Raw genomic sequence first — 15884 nt, 5'->3', positions numbered from 1 at the left:
TGCCGCATCCAGACCGCTCACCGGTTATTCGCCGCGCGACCGAACATCATACCGTCTCCAGCCGGGCATAAGCCGCCACCAGCCACTTAATGCCCTGCCCCTGGAACGCCACCTGAATCCGGCAATGATCGCCGCTGCCCTCCAGGTTGACGATGGTGCCCTCGCCGAATTTGGCGTGCCGCACCCGCTGCCCCAGACGATAGCCGCTGTCGTTCTCGCTGACCGGCGTGCCAAGACGCTGATGGTTGACCGGGCGCGACACGCTGGCCCGCAGCCGAACCTCTTCAACGCACTCCGCCGGCAGTTCGCCGACAAAACGGGAAGGCCGGTGATAAGCTTCTTTGCCGTATAAACGCCGCGATTCCGCGTACGTCAACGTCAATTTCCGCATGGCGCGCGTCACGCCCACATAGGCCAGACGCCGCTCCTCCTCCAGCCGGCCGCCCTCATCCAGCGACATCTGGCTGGGGAACATGCCCTCTTCCATTCCGACGATAAATACCTGCGGGAACTCCAATCCTTTTGCCGAATGCAGCGTCATCAGCTGCACCGCATCCTGATAGGCGTCCGCCTGCCCTTCTCCCGCTTCCAGCGCCGCATGGGATAGAAACGCCTGTAACGGCATCAGATCCTGATCCTCATCCTGATAGCTGTACTGCCGCGTCGCGGTAACCAATTCTTCAAGGTTTTCCACCCGCGCCTGCCCTTTTTCGCCTTTTTCCTGTTCGTACATACTCCACAGGCCGGAGTCTTTGATCACCCGGTCGGTCTGCACGTGCAGCGGCAGTTCGGCGGTTTCATCCGCCAGCGAGTCAACCAGTTCGACAAAGCGTTGCAGCGCGGACGCCGCCCTGCCCGCCAGCGCTTTCTCCTGCAACAGCGCGCGCGTCGACTGCCAAAGCGTCAACTGCCGATCGCGGGCGGTCTGACGCACCACATCCAGCGTTCTGTCGCCAATGCCGCGCGTCGGCGTATTCACCACCCGCTCAAACGCCGCATCGTCATTGCGGTTGGCGATCAAACGCAGGTAAGCCAGGGCGTCCTTGATTTCCTGCCGTTCGAAGAAGCGCATCCCGCCATAAATACGGTACGGCATGCTCTGCTGCAGCAAAGCCTCTTCCAGCACGCGCGACTGGGCATTGCTGCGGTACAAGATCGCGTTATCGCTCAGCGCGCCGCCGTTTTCCTGCCAGACCTTAATCCGGTTGACCACAAAGCGCGCTTCATCCAGTTCGTTAAACGCGCAGTAGAGCGAAATCGGCTCGCCCTCTACGCCATCCGTCCATAAGTTTTTGCCCAGACGCCCGCCGTTATGCGCAATCAGGGCATTGGCCGCATTCAGGATATTGCTGGTTGAACGGTAATTCTGCTCCAGCCGGATCGTTTGCGCGCCGGCGAAATCCTGAAGAAACAGCTGAATGTTTTCCACCTGCGCGCCGCGCCAGCCGTAGATCGACTGGTCGTCATCCCCCACAATCATCACATTGGCGCTGTCGCCGGCCAGCATGCGGATCCAGGCGTATTGAATACGGTTGGTATCCTGAAACTCATCCACCAGAATATTGGTGAAACGCTCGCGATAGTGATTCAGGATATGCGGCTTATTCAGCCATAGTTCATGCGCGCGCAGCAGCAGTTCGGCAAAATCCACCAGCCCGGCGCGATCGCAGGCTTCCTGATAGGCCTGATAAACCCGCTGCCAGGTTTGTTCTATCGGATTGCCGTAACTTTCAATATGTTGAGGACGCAAACCCTCATCTTTCTTGCCGTTGATGTACCACATGGCCTGACGCGGCGGCCACTGTTTCTCATCCAGATTCAGCGCGCGGATCAGACGTTTAAGCAACCGCAGTTGATCTTCGCCGTCCAGGATCTGGAAATCCTGCGGCAGACCGGCATCCAGATGATGCGCCCGCAGCAGGCGGTGAGCCAACCCATGGAAGGTGCCAATCCACATGCCGCCCTGGCTGGTGCCGATCAGGTGTTCGATACGGTGACGCATTTCCGCCGCGGCCTTGTTGGTGAACGTCACCGCCATGATGGAGTAGGGAGAACAATTTTCGACGGACAACAGCCAGGCGATGCGGTGCACCAGCACCCGCGTCTTGCCGCTGCCCGCGCCCGCCAACACCAATAAATTGCTGCGCGGCGCGGCTACCGCATCACGTTGTTTGTCGTTGAGGCCATCAAGTAGAGCAGAAACGTCCATAGTACGGTATCCGTTGACGGGAAACCGTCTCGTCGCGAGGAAGAACGGTCACCACTGATTATTTACGCAGACAAACCCATTATCTTTCCGGTTGCGGGTGCGCTGGCAATCCTGGGACGCCCGCCTCCTGAAAAAACGCCGGGAGCGCCGGCTCCGGGGCGGGCGGCCCGCCATAAATCTATTGGGTATATATACAGGTGATTATAACAACGCTGGCAGCGATGCCAATCGGGAAATTTCAATATGGGGCAGCAGCCGGGCATCGTCGATATGCATTAGATCGTCTTCCCGCAGGTTGATCCAGCACGCCTGCATCCCGCAGCGGACCGCGCCCGCCACGTCGGTCGTGAGATCGTCGCCCACGTGCAGAATCTGGCTCAGGGGCAGATTGAATTTTTCCGCCGCCAGGCGATACATATCGGCAAAGGGCTTCGAGCGACCGTCCGGGCCGGCGCGCAGAACAAAGGCAAAGTAACGATCCAGACCGAATTGACTCGGATCGGCGTTGCCATTGGTGATCGCCGCCAGCGGCACCCGTTCGGCCAGCGCCGCCAGGGCGAGATGCGTCTCTTTCGATATGACGATCTGATTGCGCCAATAGGCTACGTTTTCCATCGCCGCCATCGACCCCTGCATAGCCTCATCGGCATTCAGACCAATGTTAATCATCGCCTGTTCAACCGCCCGCCGCCGCCATTCGGTCACGTCGTGGTAGATTTCAGGTTCCCGCAGCCGCAGTTCGTCACGCAGGCGCTGTAAATCCTCTTCCTGAAAATCTTTCAGGCCGGAGTGATACTGTTGCAGAAAACGGATCGACTCCCGTTTGGTTCTACGAATCACATCGTAGTTATCGTATAGCGTGTCGTCCAAATCGAAAGTGATGGCGCGAATAGAGCCTAATGGCCGGTAAAAATGCATCAATGTTTTCCCCGTTTGGCACGTGGATGTGCGGCATCGTATACGGACGCCAAATGTTGAAAATCCAGATGGGTGTAGATCTGCGTCGTGGAAAGGTTGGCGTGGCCGAGCAACTCCTGCACCGCGCGTAAATCGCCGCTGGATTCCAGCATATGCGTGGCGAAAGAGTGGCGCAGCTTATGCGGGTGAACGTGGCTGTTTACCCCTTGCTTCACTCCCCACTGCGCAAAACGTTTCTGCACGTTGCGCATGGAAATCCGCCGGCCTTGATTGGAAATGAAGATGGCGTCATCCTGCGGCCCGAACAGTTCGCGCAACGCCAGCCAGCGCTCAAGCCAGATTACCGCCGTTTTCCCCATCGGCAGCCTGCGCTCTTTACTTCCTTTACCCACCACCCAGACTTCGCCGCTGGCCAGGTCGATATGCCGGCAGTCCATTCCCACCAGTTCAGCCAAGCGCAAGCCCGCGCCATACATCACTTCCAGCATGGCGCGATCGCGCACCGCCAGCGGATCGTCAACATCGATATTGAGAAGACGGTCAATCTCATCTACGTCCATGTTTTTCGGCAGATGGCGGCCAACCCGCGGCGTGGACACCCCTTTGGCGGGGTTTGCGCCCAGCTCGCCGCGCGACACCATCCAGTCGAGGAAGCTCCGCAAAGCCGAAAGCCGCAGCGCCAGGCTGGAAGCGTGCAGGCCATCCCGTTTGCTGCGGGACGCCACGGCGCGCACCCCGGCCGCGTCCAGGCTTCGCCAGTCGTTGACGCCGGCTGACGACAGGATGGCGATCGCCGCCGTAAGCTGACGGGCATAGCTGATTTGCGTCAACGGACTCAACTGGCGTTCAACCTTCAGATAACGCAGGAATTCGTCAACCTGCGGCTGTAGCGGCGATAGCGAGGCGGGGGCCGGCGGGGCGGATTGGCTCATACCCGCTCGACCCAGCGCTCCAGCATGGCGGGAAGCATGGTGGTCGCCAGTTGTTGCAACACTAAGGTTCCCATACCATCCTGATAGTGGTGGCTATCGCGGCTGGTGAAGATAAGCAGCCCCAGATCGTGATTTTCACCGATCATGGATAGAGCGACCGACCCCACCTGTTTCGCCTGCGGCAGCAGCAGCAACAGTTCGGGGCCGTTCAGACTGCCCAGGTAGTGGCTGCTTTGACCAAGACGCTGAATACGCAACGGTTCAAACGCCGTTCGATTCAGAGATAAATGCGTAAAGCCGGAAGGCGCGCCAATACGCCATTTATCACTGAACAGACGAACCGTCGCGCCCGACAGCCCCAACCGGCGCGCCCAGCGCTGCAATCTGTCCAGCATGTCCGTCAGGCTATCCGCCGAGGCCAGTTCAGCCTGGACGCTCAGCAAGCGATTGAACAGCGATTCGTTAACGCCCGCCTGCTCCATCAACAGCGTGATCTCTTCCTCAAGCTGGGTGATATGGTTGCGCTGACGAGCCAGCTGCCATTCCACCAGCGATACCGTTCCCCTAACGGGATGCGGTATACGCATCTGCTCGATTTGCCGGGCATTACGGATAAAAAAATCAGGATTCTGTTGCAGGAACTGCAAAACCATATCGTCACTGAGTTCGATCTGGCGCTCTGCCTGCTCCTCGACATTCTTCATAAATGAATAAATCCATCGTAAACATGTGTTGCGGGTCCCGTCATAAATAACGGATGTCCCGGCCCATCCCACTGGATTTGCAAATCGCCGCCCGGCAACGATACTTTGACCGGCGAAGACAGCAGATCCTGCTGGATTCCTATGGCCACCGCCGCACAGGCGCCGCTGCCGCAGGCCAGAGTCTCGCCGGCGCCGCGCTCATATACCCGCAGGTTGATGGTATTGCGGTCGATGATTTGCATAAATCCGATATTGGCGCGTTCAGGAAAACGCTCATGGCTTTCCAACAACGGCCCTAATACTTCAACACTGGCGGTCGCCACATCCTCCACCTGTATGACGCAGTGAGGATTGCCCATGGATACCACGCCGCATAATACGGTGTGTTCCTCCACTCGCATAATGTAGGTTTTTTCCGCCTTTATGGCGCGAAAAGGAACCTGCTGCGGGTCAAAATTGGGTTCCCCCATATTCACCCGAACCAAATCATCATCCGTGACGCTGAGAATCATTCTTCCCGTCTGCGTGCTGACCGCAATATCGCGTTTGCTGGTTAATCCTTTCAGACGTACAAAACGGGCGAAGCAGCGCGCGCCGTTTCCGCACTGGGCCACTTCGCTACCGTCGGCATTGAAGATGCGGTAATGAAAATCCAGCTCGGGATCGTACGGCGGCTCAACGATCAAGAGCTGATCGAATCCGACGCCGCAATGCCGATCCGACAAACGGCGGATCAGTTCGGGTGAAAAATAAACATTCTGCGTGACGGCATCAACAACCATGAAATCGTTGCCTAACCCGTGCATTTTAGCGAACTGCATTATCCTGACTCCGCTGGCTTAACCGGACGCGGTAAAACGCTATCGTGACCTGTTATAAAATTATGATAGATAGAGATACACCATCGCCAGTTACTGCTGCGCGGACGATTGTTGCTGCGTGCGATCCGCATCCTGCTGCTGGGCGGCCGGCGCAGCCGACTTACCGTCTGGCGGAAAATAAAGCGGACCTTTGAGGCCGCAGCCGAACAGCGTCAGCAACGATAACGCCAGAAAAAACCGGCGAAATACCTTTTTCATAACATTAAGACCTGTAATTCATGCATGCATGCTCTCTATAATCGCAGGTGGATCATGAAAATCAATAGGAATCGAAAATGAACGACAGCGAGTTCCATCAATTGGCCGACGAATTAATGCTCCGATTGGAAGAAACCCTGGATCAATTTGCAGGCGATGCCGATATCGATTATGAAACCAATGGCGGCGTGATGACGCTGACCTTTGAAAACCATAGTAAAATCGTCATTAACCGTCAGGAACCGCTGCACCAGATCTGGCTGGCGACCAAAGCAGGCGGTTACCATTTTAATTTTCAGGATGAACGCTGGGTGTGCGATCGCAGCGGAAAAGATTTTATGGCGTTACTGTCCGAAGCCTGTTCCACGCAGGCCGGGGAAACCATTCGCTTCAGCTAACCGTCGCAGCCGCGCCGGATCTTACCGGCGTTTGATGAGCGCCGGCATCAATATCGTCGCCAGTAAAATCACTACGCTCAACGAGTTCACCAGCGGCCAGCCGCTGGTGAACGCCATCATACTGCCCGCCGAAAGCGACGCCAGCGCGTTGGGCAGGCTGATAACCAGCGAGTTAATTCCCTGCAATCTGGCTTTATGCGCCGAATGAGAAAACGCATTCAGCATAAAGGTTCCGCCGTTGAACATGAAGGCCCAGCCAACGCCGAATAAAGTAAGAGAAAAGAGGAAGTGCCAGAACGTCAGGCCGCTCACCGCCAGCGCGATGCCGGCCAGGTTACAGATGATGCCCGTCGCCACCACCGCGCCGGCGCTCAATCTCTTCGCCAGAAACGCCAGCAACAGCGCGGGCGCATACATGGCGACAAAGTGCCATTGCAGCACCGTCGCGCTATGGCCGACGGAAAAATGGTGCTGGTGCATCGCCAGCGGCGCGGAATTCATCAACAGCGTCATCACGACAAAACCGGCGGTACAGCTGGCGGTGCCGAGGATAAACGCCCGGCTTTTCAAAATGGCGGACAGCGGCTCCTGGTCTTTTTCGATCCTGACCGCCGCGACGGTTTCCGGCAGCTTTAACCTCAGCAACAGCAACGCCGTCACGATACAGATCAGCGCCGCCGCCAAAAAACTGCCGAAAAACGGATACTGCGGCCAGAGATCGGCGGATCGGCTGCCCGCAAAGGGGCCGAGAAAACCGCCCAGGATCCCGCCGCTGATCACCCAGGAAATCGCGCTGTTTTTCTGATGGTTATCACTAAAAACCTCGGCGGCGGCAAAACGGTAATATTGGTTGAAGGCGCAGGACATGCCCAGCACGAATGTCGAAAAAACAAACAGGAGGAAATGATCCAGCGCAATGGCCGCCGCCGCCAGCAGCGCGCCAATAACGCCCTGTATCGTGCCGATGATAAAGGCTTTTTTTCTGCCGTATTTCGCCATCAGCGAGGAGACGGAATAGCTCATCAGCGTCGCGCCGCAGACGGTGGCGGTAATCGGCAGGGTGGTCAGCAGCGGAATCGGCGCCATCTGAATGCCGACCAGCGTGGAGGATAACGTCATCAGTGAAATGATACTGCCGGTTAATCCTTGCCCTAAAGCCAGTAGTATCAGGTTGCTGCGTTGCTGAATATCCAATAGTAAATCCCTTGCTAAAGGCATCGAAAGGTCGGGTTATTTGCAACTAGAGCCGTGTGTTTAGCGCTTGGAAGAGCCGGGATGCTTTGCCGCGTTTTCCCTCACATCAGGCGCCGTCAGAGTATTTGCAACCGTTGTTGCATGCTCTTGGCGTTATCATCAATGACGGGGGTAATACAGAGATGAGAAAGCGCGCTGCTGCGAAACGGAATCACCTGGGTTCGGTCATCCAACTGAACAATTTGATAAAACTGCGGCAGATTGAAGTTGATAAAGCTGGAGCCATAGGTAAAGCGATCGTGCGACGACGAGTAGAAACGGCTCACGTCACGCACCAGTTCCTCTTTGCTGCCCTCGCAGTGGTGATACACTTCAACCCGGTTGGATTCATCCAGAATATAGATATTAAACCCTTGGTTTTCAGGCAAATCTTCAAAGAAGAACTGAATGATGCCTTCGCTGGCGACGCCATCCACCACCGCAGGCAAATGCACGTGGCTGGATTCAATCTGCACCGGCACCCCTTGCAGTTTATTATTGGAAATCGCGCCATAGAATTCCACGGCGTTTTCCAGTTTCTGCACCGAGACGCTCAACCGTTCGAAGAACAGCCCCCAGGTTTGCCCCGCGACTTTCACCGCTTTGAACCGCCCCGGCTCCTGACGCGTGCTGGTCAAGCGTAACTCAATGCATTCGGAAACCAGTTGCTGCACACGGGTGCGGATCAGGCCGCGTAAATGCTGGCTGTAGCAGAACACTTCCAGCGACTCCGGCAACGCCGCATCCTGATGCATCTTGCCCAGAATCGTTTTCAGCGCTTCCAGCACCGCCTGCTCGCCGCTGAAATGCAGCGTACGCACTTCATTCCACGAATTGCGGTACAGCAAATCAATGCTGCCGACCAGACACTGCTGCTGTTGGCCAAAACTGAAAACGTCCATCTGCCGGAAATCAAAGTGCACCACCTGATTACGGAAGACCGCGGTGGGATCATGTTCCAGGTTGACGATAATGGCTAAGTGACGGATCTCGCACGGGCTATACAGCGCCTTCGGCGTCGGCGCGGGCAGGCGCAATGGGAAATGGCTTGAGACGTCAGACACCAGCGCCTGCAGGCGGGCGATATCGCACAATTCGCTGCCTTTAATGTGCAAACGCGTCTTCGGCGTCAGTAAGCCATTAAAGTAGGCCCAGGCCACCAGCTTGTTCAGATAGCGGTTATATTCCAGCGGCTGATGGCTGATGATGGAGTCCATCGACGGCGCCTGATTGTACAGATACCAACCGGAACGATTGGCTCGTCCGGCCGGGACAAAAATAAAGGTTAAATTCGGCTCCGACAAATCGGGCGAAATCTGCGGATTCAGCAGCGTCACCTTGCCCGGCAGCGCTTCAAATGCGGCATACAGCTTGCGGGTTAATACCCCGATATCCTGCGGGCTGGCGCTTACGCTCAGATTATTACGGCGGGCGAAACGAATCAGGTTACGATAAGTTTGCATCATCGCATCCAGCAATTCGTTATGCGCCTCGCGCACCCGCTCTATTTTCCAGTTTGCCCGGTTATCCAGCATCGCCAGATGTTCGGCGCTCCAGCCCCACTCCTGCACCAGTTGCTGTAGAATCTGGCGCCGCCAGCCTACGCAGGCATGTTCCTTTGAGAGTTTTTCACAGACTTTTAAATAAAAACATCGGCGCACCAGATCCAGGCGGGTGGGATCGTTTATCTGCGTCAGATAATTCGTCACCCGCTCCAGCATCATGCAGTAGGGATCCAGGCCGAAAGAGACGATTTCGCCTTTATGCAGCCGCTTTTTGATATCCATGGACAGCAGATGCGTATTGGGATACTCCCAGGAATAGGCTTCCAGCAGCAGCGTTTTCAATACGGCTTTGTAAGGGGAATCGATACTTTTATAGAGTTGCCACAGGCTGGCGCCGAAATACTCTTCGGCGGAAAGCGTACTCAGCCCGCCCAGATCCAGCCACTCGTTCGGCGCCAGCGCGCCTTGCGCATACAGCGACAGGACATACTCATCGTAATTCGGTTCTTCTTCCACCGGCACCATATTCCACAGAATACGCTTGCCCGCCATGCGGACAGCCGTACGGTAGAATTCATCCAGTAAAAGAATATGTTGGGTCGAACCGCAGTCTTCGCCGCCCAGACTGCCGCTTTCATTGTGGCGGAAACGGTTTTCGTCCATGAGAAAAAAGCTGACGTCGGCGCCCTGCGCGGCCGCCCACTCCTCCAGCAGCGTGCATTTTTTCTGCAACCGCTGACGCTCTTCGTTATCCAACCAGGATTGATGGCAAACCCAGATATCCAGATCGGAGCTACAGCTTTGCCCAATGGACGAGGTGCTGCCCATAGAGTAGACGCCGGTAATCGGCATTTCGCCCTGATCGTGAGAATCGGCAAACGGCCCCCATCTCAGTTCGATTTTATCCAGATACTGCTGCTGTTTTTCATCAGGCGCGTAAAAGCAAATGCCGTGAGGAACCTTGCCCTCGACATAGCCCGGCATTAGTGGGTGATGGTAATGTAATAAAATCGGCACAAGACTGTAGACCTGCTGAAAAGCAGGTTTCATTGCTGCCAGAGCGCGATCGACCCGTAGTTGGTTGATCGCATCCAGTCTTTGCTTCAAAGTCTCGATATAGAAGTACAAGACGTTTCGCCTGATTATCCCAGTGCTTAGAAAAAAAACCGTATCCCCAGCTTGCCAGATGTAATATTTAGAAGAATGTTGGGCAAGATATTGGTGGAAACGTGATCAATTTAACACCTTGCTGATTAAGCGTAAAGAAAGTAAAGAAAGTTAGACTTATCCACCTTGCTTTCATTACGGTTTTAATCATCGCCTGATAAATTTAGCCTGTCACATGCCTTTTTGCACCCTCATTTTCTTCCCGTCTTAAAGACAGACGCCCGTGTCCGTCACCTGACACTAGCGCACCATCAATGATACGATGGCGCAAGAAAATGATAAAAACGGTATCAAGCATGTTAGACAATATTCTTAGAATTGCCACCCGACAGAGCCCGCTGGCCCTGTGGCAAGCACAATATGTTCAGCAGCTATTGCGCGCTTGCCATCAGGGACTCCAGGTCGAACTGGTACCGATGGTGACCCGCGGCGATATCATCCTGGATACGCCGTTAGCCAAAGTCGGCGGCAAGGGATTGTTTGTCAAAGAATTAGAATTGGCGCTGCTGGAAGGGCGCGCCGATATCGCCGTACACTCAATGAAAGACGTGCCAGCCGCATTTCCTGACGGCCTCGGTCTCGCCACCATTTGCGAGCGGGACGATCCGCGCGACGCTTTTGTCTCCAATCATTACGCCGACCTGGCTCAACTGCCGGCGGGCGGGTGCGTCGGCACCTCCAGCCTGCGCCGTCAATGCCAGCTGCGGGCCCGGCGCCCCGACCTCGTTATCCGTGATTTACGCGGCAATGTGGGAACCCGGTTGGCGAAACTGGATAGCGGCGAATATGACGCGATTATTCTGGCGGTCGCAGGGCTAAAGCGCCTGGGGCTGGAAGAGCGAATCCGTAGCCCGCTCAGCCCGGAAACGTCGTTGCCCGCGGTGGGGCAAGGCGCAATCGGCATTGAATGCCGGCTGGACGACGAACGCACCCGCCGGCTTCTCGCGCCGCTGAACCATGACGATACCGCTACGCGCGTACTGGCCGAGCGAGCGATGAACCTTCGCCTTGAAGGCGGCTGTCAGGTTCCCATCGGCGGCTACGCCGAGCTGGAAGGCGGCACGCTGTGGCTGCGCGCGCTGGTCGGCTCGCCCGACGGCGGCAAAATCATTACCGGGGAGCGTAGAGGCTCCGCCTCGGACGCGGAACAAATCGGCGTTATGCTGGCGGAAGAACTGTTGGCGAAGGGCGCCAGAGAAATTCTTCAGACGGTTTATCAGGACGCTTCCTCATCATGACAATTCTGGTTACCCGTCCATCCCCGGCCGGCGAGCAACTGGTGGCCCGCTTAAGAAAGCTGGGCTACAGCGCCTACCACAGCCCGCTGATCGAATTTTCACCGGGCGGCGAACTGGCGCAGTTGCCCTCGATGCTGGCGCGCTTACGCCCCGGCGATCTGCTCTTCGCGCTCTCGCGGCACGCGGTAGACTACGCGGATCCGCTGTTAACCCGGCGCGGCGCCGGTTGGCCGCAAAATCTGAGCTACTATGCCATCGGCCGCACAACCGCCCTGACGCTGCATAAAGTCAGCGCGCGTCATGTCGCCTACCCTTCCGAGCGGGAAACCAGCGAAAGTTTATTGCAATTACCAGAATTACAGTATGTTAATGGTAAACACGCACTATTATTACGAGGTAACGGCGGCAGGGAATTACTGGGCGACACGCTCACAGAACGCGGAGCAAAAGTGAGTTACTGTGAATGCTACCAACGTTGCCCCGTTCACTACGACGGGTTGGAACAAAGCCGTCACTGGCAACAGGCCGGCATAGACAGGCTGGTGATCACCAGCGGAGAAATGTTACAACGGATCTATACTTTAGTGCCTGATTACTATCGGGCTTCCTGGTTACTGGATTGTCAGTTGATTGTGGTTAGCGAACGATTGGCTATCCAGGCTCGCCAACTCGGCTGGCGTAACATTCGGATAGCCGATAATGCCGACAACGATGCGCTCATGCGCGCACTACAATAAACCTGATCATGGGATGTACCATTATGACGGAACACAATACCCCCACGACCCCATCTGAAGAGGTTGCAGAACCGGTTGCGCCCGCGCATCAGCAGCAGGAGCGGAAACCGCAACCAACCAAACAAAGCGGCGTGATACTGGGGGCAATCGCCATCGTTATCGCGCTGGCGCTTAGCGGCGGTCTCTATTACTACATTCATCAGCAAAATCAACAGGACGCCGCCGCCGTCCAGAGCCTGGAGTCTCAGTTAAGCGCGCTGCAACAACAATACAAACAGGAACAGCAGCAGTGGCGGGACGCGCAGCAGCAGCATAGCAAAGCGCTGGACGCCACGCAGCAGCGTCTTGACGCCTTGACCCTCCAGTCTGACGACATACAGAAAAAGCTGGCCTCTCTGACCGAGCACGATACCAACACCTGGCTGTTATCACAGGCGGATTTCCTGGTGAAAATGGCGGGCCGGAAGTTATGGAGCGATAAGGACGTCACCACGGCGGGCGCGTTGCTGAAAAGCGCGGACGCCAGTCTGGCGGAAATGAACGATCCGAGCGTGATTGAGGTTCGCCGGGCTCTCACCAGCGATATCAGCGCGCTGTCGGGCGTCAGCCAGATCGACTTCGACGGCATCATCCTTAAAGTTAACCAGTTGACCGATCAGGTGGATAACCTGCGCCTTGCCGACAACAATACCGATGAAGCCCCAATGGATGAGAACAGCACGGAGCTTTCGGCGTCTCTCAGCGAATGGCGGCAAAATCTCAGCAAGAGCTGGCATAACTTTATGGCTGAATTCATCACCATTCGCCGCCGCGATAGCGCTGCGGAGCCGCTGCTGGCGCCGAATCAAGACATTTATCTGCGTGAAAATATCCGTTCGCGTCTGTTGGTGGCGGCCCAGGCCATCCCGCGCCATCAAAACGAAATCTATAAGCAGTCTCTGGAAACGGTCTCCACCTGGATCAGAGCCTACTTTGACACCAGCGATCCAAACACCCAGGCCTTTCTGGACAGGCTGGACGAGTTGAGCCAACAGTCCATTTCAATGGATGTGCCGGCCAAACTGCAAAGCCAACCGCTACTGGAAAAACTGATGCAGACGCGGGTACGCAACCTACTGGCGCAGACGCCGGCGATTCAACAGGAGGGTTGAACATGCTGAGAATTTTGCTGCTGTTTCTCATCCTGATCGCGGGCGTGGTTATCGGCCCGATGGTAGCCGGTCATCAGGGATACGTGCTGATTCAAACGGACAACTACAATATTGAAACCAGCGTGACCGGTCTGGTCATCAGCCTGGTGCTGCTGTACCTGGTCCTGTTGGCCGTTGAGTGGGTCATTCGCCGGATATTCCGTACCGGCGCCCGCACCCGCGGCTGGTTCCTGGGCCGCAAACGCAGCCGGGCCAGAAAACAGACCAGGGCGGCGCTGCTCAAACTGGCGGAAGGCGATTATCGTCAAGTAGAGAAGTTGATGACCCGCAATGCCGATCATGCAGATCAGCCGGTGGTTAACTATCTGCTGGCGGCGGAAGCGGCGCAGCAGCGCGGCGATGATTTCCGCACCAAGCAGTATCTGGAGCGCGCCGCGGAAATCGCCGATACCGATCAACTGCCGGTGGATATTACCAGGGTGCGCATTCAATTGGCTCGTCATGAAGATCACGCCGCCCGTCATGGCGTCGATCGCTTGCTGGAAGTCGCTCCGCGCCACCCGGAAGTCTTGCGTCTTGCGGAGCAGGCGTTCCTGCGCACCAATGCTTACAGCGCATTGTTGGATATTCTTCCCGCGATGCGCAAAACCAATGTGCACGACGACGCGCAGCTGCAAGAGCTACAGCAACAGGCTTATATCGGCCTGATGAATCAGGCGATGGCGGACGGCGGCAGTGAAGGGCTGAAACAATGGTGGAGCAATCAGAGCCGTAAAGTCCGCCACGAAGTTCCCCTGCAAGTGGCGATGACGGAGCATCTTATTGAGTGCGACGACCACGATACCGCTCAGAAAATCATTCTGGACGGGCTCAAACGCCAATATGACGAACGCCTGATTCTGTTGATGCCGCGCCTTAAGTCCGACGATCCCGAACGGTTGGAAAAAGCGTTGCACCAGTTGATCAAACAGCAGGGCGCGACGCCGTTGCTGAACAGCACGCTAGGCCAGTTGTTGATGAAGCACGGCGAATGGCAGCAAGCCAGCGATGCTTTCCGTGCCGCGCTGGAGCAACGCCCGGACGCTTATGACTACGCCTGGCGCGCCGACGCTCTTGACCGCCTCCATCAGCCCGATGAAGCGGCAAAAATGCGACAGGAGGGTCTAATGCTCACGCTGCAATCTCCCGCCGAATCGCCGAAACAAGACGCCTGATCGGCTGCCTGAAGCCCAAAAAAAACGCTTACCGATAATGGTAAGCGTTGAAAAATATCAGGTCTGTAAGACAACGATATGGTGCCTCACTCAACGTTATGTCCGGAAAGTCCGATGGAGATGTAACACCTTCATCTGGAATTGGACTATAGGCACCGCAAATTGGCTCTGCGTCATTCCCAGGATTATGAAGCCGAAGCGAACATAGAAGGTGGAATGAGCATCTACGCGCATATTTAAGCACAAATTATGCCAATGCGCCCCACTATATTTTATATCGCCCCTGAATTAATCATAATCCATTGATAATAAATAAAATTTTAATCAGACAAATACGTCGAACGTATCCGCGCTCAGGGGATGGAAAACCAAAGGTCACGTATAAAAAACGTCGCCATTAAGAGACAGATTCCGCCACGCCGGCCTTACCAATTATTAATCAAAGAGTTAGATGTCTCCGCATAGAGACAGACCGTATCGTTCCTGTCGTCAAATACCGACAATTTAAAAATCCCGCTGGCTCAAAATGCTGAGACGGGCCCGGTAACCATTTCTGATATGCTGACAGGCGACTTCCTGCGCCGCTTCACGATCGCGCCGCGCCAATGCCTCAACGATCAACTGGTGCTCTTTTTTCGCTTCCTCAACCCGTTCCGGCAACTCATAGGTGGTGCCGCGCAACAGCGACAGGTGAATGCGCAGGTTATCCAGCATTTCATTCAGGTAGGGATTGTGAGTAGAACGATAAATCTGACGGTGGAACAATCGATTATGGTCGTGCAGCCGTTTACTGTCGCTAATTTGCCGTTCGGCGTTAACCATGTCCTGCAATAAACCAATCTCTTCCTCAGACGCCGAGGTCACGGCAAGATCGATAGCCAGTCGCTCCAACCCTTCACGTACCGCAAATAACTGACGCAGCCGCTCATAGCTAAGCTGGGCAATCATCAGACCACGCTGCGGGCCGGGTTCAACCAATCCCAGCGTTTCCAAACGATGCAATGCTTCACGAATCGGGGTACGGCTCAGACCGAACTGCTTCGCCAGCCGGGCCTCCTGCAAACGTTCCCCCGGCAATAGCTCGCCGTTTTCAATCGCGGCTATCAGGGTCTCAAAAGGCGATGAAGCCGTTTCTCGGTCGGTCGTTTTTAGATTCATAATCCGTCATTTTGTAATTGAGTCATTAAAATGGGCGCACGGCGCGTGGGCCGAAAAACCTCATGATAAACCCGCTCGCTCCGTTCACCGGATGGGCAAGTATCAACGAGTTGAAAACATTTCAAGTTTGCCCGACGCTACACCATTGGCAATATCTCGCATTGCTTATTTTGTTCTTTGCTTAGCTAAAAAGCATCTTTGCAGCGGCAGGCTCTGTTGTTATTCTCTTTTTATATCACGG

General features: G+C 55.7%; 14 protein-coding genes. 5 read left to right on the top strand and 9 right to left on the bottom strand.

Features of this window, described 5'->3' with window-relative positions:
• Positions 1-46: 46 nt before the first annotated feature.
• The 6 genes from uvrD to lptM all read right to left on the bottom strand — a co-directional run bounded on the left by uvrD (position 47) and on the right by lptM (position 5842).
• Entirely contained in the window at positions 47-2209 is a 2163-nt protein-coding gene (gene uvrD, locus HC231_RS01470; protein WP_208229417.1) for a DNA helicase II, read from the bottom strand.
• Positions 2210-2410: 201 nt separating this feature from the next.
• Positions 2411-3127: a 5-amino-6-(5-phospho-D-ribitylamino)uracil phosphatase YigB gene (gene yigB, locus HC231_RS01465; protein ID WP_208229416.1), complete on the bottom strand. Its 717-nt coding sequence runs from the start codon at positions 3125-3127 to the stop codon at positions 2411-2413.
• Complete coding sequence (gene xerC, locus HC231_RS01460) at positions 3127-4059, bottom strand: tyrosine recombinase XerC (RefSeq protein ID WP_208229415.1); 933 nt, start codon at positions 4057-4059, stop codon at positions 3127-3129. Before xerC ends, yigB begins: the two co-directional genes overlap by 1 nt.
• Complete coding sequence (locus HC231_RS01455) at positions 4056-4763, bottom strand: DUF484 domain-containing protein (RefSeq protein WP_208229414.1); 708 nt, start codon at positions 4761-4763, stop codon at positions 4056-4058. The genes xerC and HC231_RS01455 overlap by 4 nt, the downstream gene beginning before the upstream one ends.
• Positions 4760-5584 (bottom strand): diaminopimelate epimerase, encoded by an 825-nt coding sequence (gene dapF / locus HC231_RS01450; RefSeq protein WP_208229413.1) that lies wholly within the window; start codon positions 5582-5584, stop codon positions 4760-4762. Before dapF ends, HC231_RS01455 begins: the two co-directional genes overlap by 4 nt.
• Before the next feature lie 90 nt (positions 5585-5674).
• Positions 5675-5842 carry an LPS translocon maturation chaperone LptM gene (gene lptM / locus HC231_RS01445; RefSeq protein WP_281397374.1) on the bottom strand — a complete coding sequence of 56 codons (168 nt, stop codon included), beginning with the start codon at positions 5840-5842 and terminating at the stop codon, positions 5675-5677.
• A gap of 77 nt (positions 5843-5919) precedes the next feature.
• Here lptM and cyaY point away from each other — a divergent pair, with 77 nt between their 5' ends.
• Positions 5920-6240, top strand: coding sequence for an iron donor protein CyaY (gene cyaY, locus HC231_RS01440; protein ID WP_208229412.1), 321 nt, complete (start codon positions 5920-5922; stop codon positions 6238-6240).
• A gap of 21 nt (positions 6241-6261) precedes the next feature.
• On the opposite strand, the gene HC231_RS01435 is transcribed toward cyaY, so the two are convergent.
• Complete coding sequence (locus HC231_RS01435) at positions 6262-7434, bottom strand: MFS transporter (protein WP_208229411.1); 1173 nt, start codon at positions 7432-7434, stop codon at positions 6262-6264.
• Positions 7435-7550: 116 nt separating this feature from the next.
• Positions 7551-10106, bottom strand: a complete 2556-nt coding sequence (locus tag HC231_RS01430; RefSeq protein WP_208229410.1) for a class I adenylate cyclase — start codon at positions 10104-10106, stop codon at positions 7551-7553.
• 335 nt (positions 10107-10441) lie between these two features.
• Between HC231_RS01430 and hemC the strand changes: the two genes are divergently transcribed.
• From hemC to hemY, 4 genes are read left to right on the top strand one after another with little or no spacing between them, the layout of a single operon-like run.
• Positions 10442-11383, top strand: coding sequence for a hydroxymethylbilane synthase (gene hemC / locus HC231_RS01425; RefSeq protein WP_208229409.1), 942 nt, complete (start codon positions 10442-10444; stop codon positions 11381-11383).
• Complete coding sequence (gene hemD / locus HC231_RS01420) at positions 11380-12120, top strand: uroporphyrinogen-III synthase (protein WP_208229408.1); 741 nt, start codon at positions 11380-11382, stop codon at positions 12118-12120. The genes hemC and hemD overlap by 4 nt, the downstream gene beginning before the upstream one ends.
• 23 nt (positions 12121-12143) lie before the next feature.
• The gene (gene hemX, locus HC231_RS01415; protein ID WP_208229407.1) at positions 12144-13271 is read left to right on the top strand and encodes a uroporphyrinogen-III C-methyltransferase; all 1128 of its coding nucleotides are present in this window, start codon (positions 12144-12146) and stop codon (positions 13269-13271) included.
• Positions 13272-13273: 2 nt separating this feature from the next.
• On the top strand, positions 13274-14485 hold the full coding sequence (gene hemY / locus HC231_RS01410; RefSeq protein WP_208229406.1) for a protoheme IX biogenesis protein HemY: 1212 nt from the start codon (positions 13274-13276) through the stop codon (positions 14483-14485).
• Positions 14486-14989: 504 nt separating this feature from the next.
• Here hemY and HC231_RS01405 read toward each other — a convergent pair.
• Positions 14990-15643 carry a GntR family transcriptional regulator gene (locus HC231_RS01405; RefSeq protein ID WP_208229405.1) on the bottom strand — a complete coding sequence of 218 codons (654 nt, stop codon included), beginning with the start codon at positions 15641-15643 and terminating at the stop codon, positions 14990-14992.
• Positions 15644-15884: the final 241 nt, after the last annotated feature.

Source organism: Brenneria izadpanahii (assembly GCF_017569925.1).
Taxonomy (GTDB): Bacteria; Pseudomonadota; Gammaproteobacteria; order Enterobacterales; family Enterobacteriaceae; genus Brenneria; species Brenneria izadpanahii.
Note: the sequence above shows the minus strand (reverse complement) of the source record. Positions and strands in the feature narration are given on the sequence as shown.

Coding starts and splice junctions, on each gene's coding strand:
- uvrD (WP_208229417.1), bottom strand. CDS start 2,209: ATGGACGTTTCTGCTCTACTTGATGGCCTCAACGACAAACAACGTGAT.
- yigB (WP_208229416.1), bottom strand. CDS start 3,127: ATGCATTTTTACCGGCCATTAGGCTCTATTCGCGCCATCACTTTCGAT.
- xerC (WP_208229415.1), bottom strand. CDS start 4,059: ATGAGCCAATCCGCCCCGCCGGCCCCCGCCTCGCTATCGCCGCTACAG.
- HC231_RS01455 (WP_208229414.1), bottom strand. CDS start 4,763: ATGAAGAATGTCGAGGAGCAGGCAGAGCGCCAGATCGAACTCAGTGAC.
- dapF (WP_208229413.1), bottom strand. CDS start 5,584: ATGCAGTTCGCTAAAATGCACGGGTTAGGCAACGATTTCATGGTTGTT.
- lptM (WP_281397374.1), bottom strand. CDS start 5,842: ATGAAAAAGGTATTTCGCCGGTTTTTTCTGGCGTTATCGTTGCTGACG.
- cyaY (WP_208229412.1), top strand. CDS start 5,920: ATGAACGACAGCGAGTTCCATCAATTGGCCGACGAATTAATGCTCCGA.
- hemC (WP_208229409.1), top strand. CDS start 10,442: ATGTTAGACAATATTCTTAGAATTGCCACCCGACAGAGCCCGCTGGCC.
- hemD (WP_208229408.1), top strand. CDS start 11,380: ATGACAATTCTGGTTACCCGTCCATCCCCGGCCGGCGAGCAACTGGTG.
- hemX (WP_208229407.1), top strand. CDS start 12,144: ATGACGGAACACAATACCCCCACGACCCCATCTGAAGAGGTTGCAGAA.
- hemY (WP_208229406.1), top strand. CDS start 13,274: ATGCTGAGAATTTTGCTGCTGTTTCTCATCCTGATCGCGGGCGTGGTT.
- HC231_RS01405 (WP_208229405.1), bottom strand. CDS start 15,643: ATGAATCTAAAAACGACCGACCGAGAAACGGCTTCATCGCCTTTTGAG.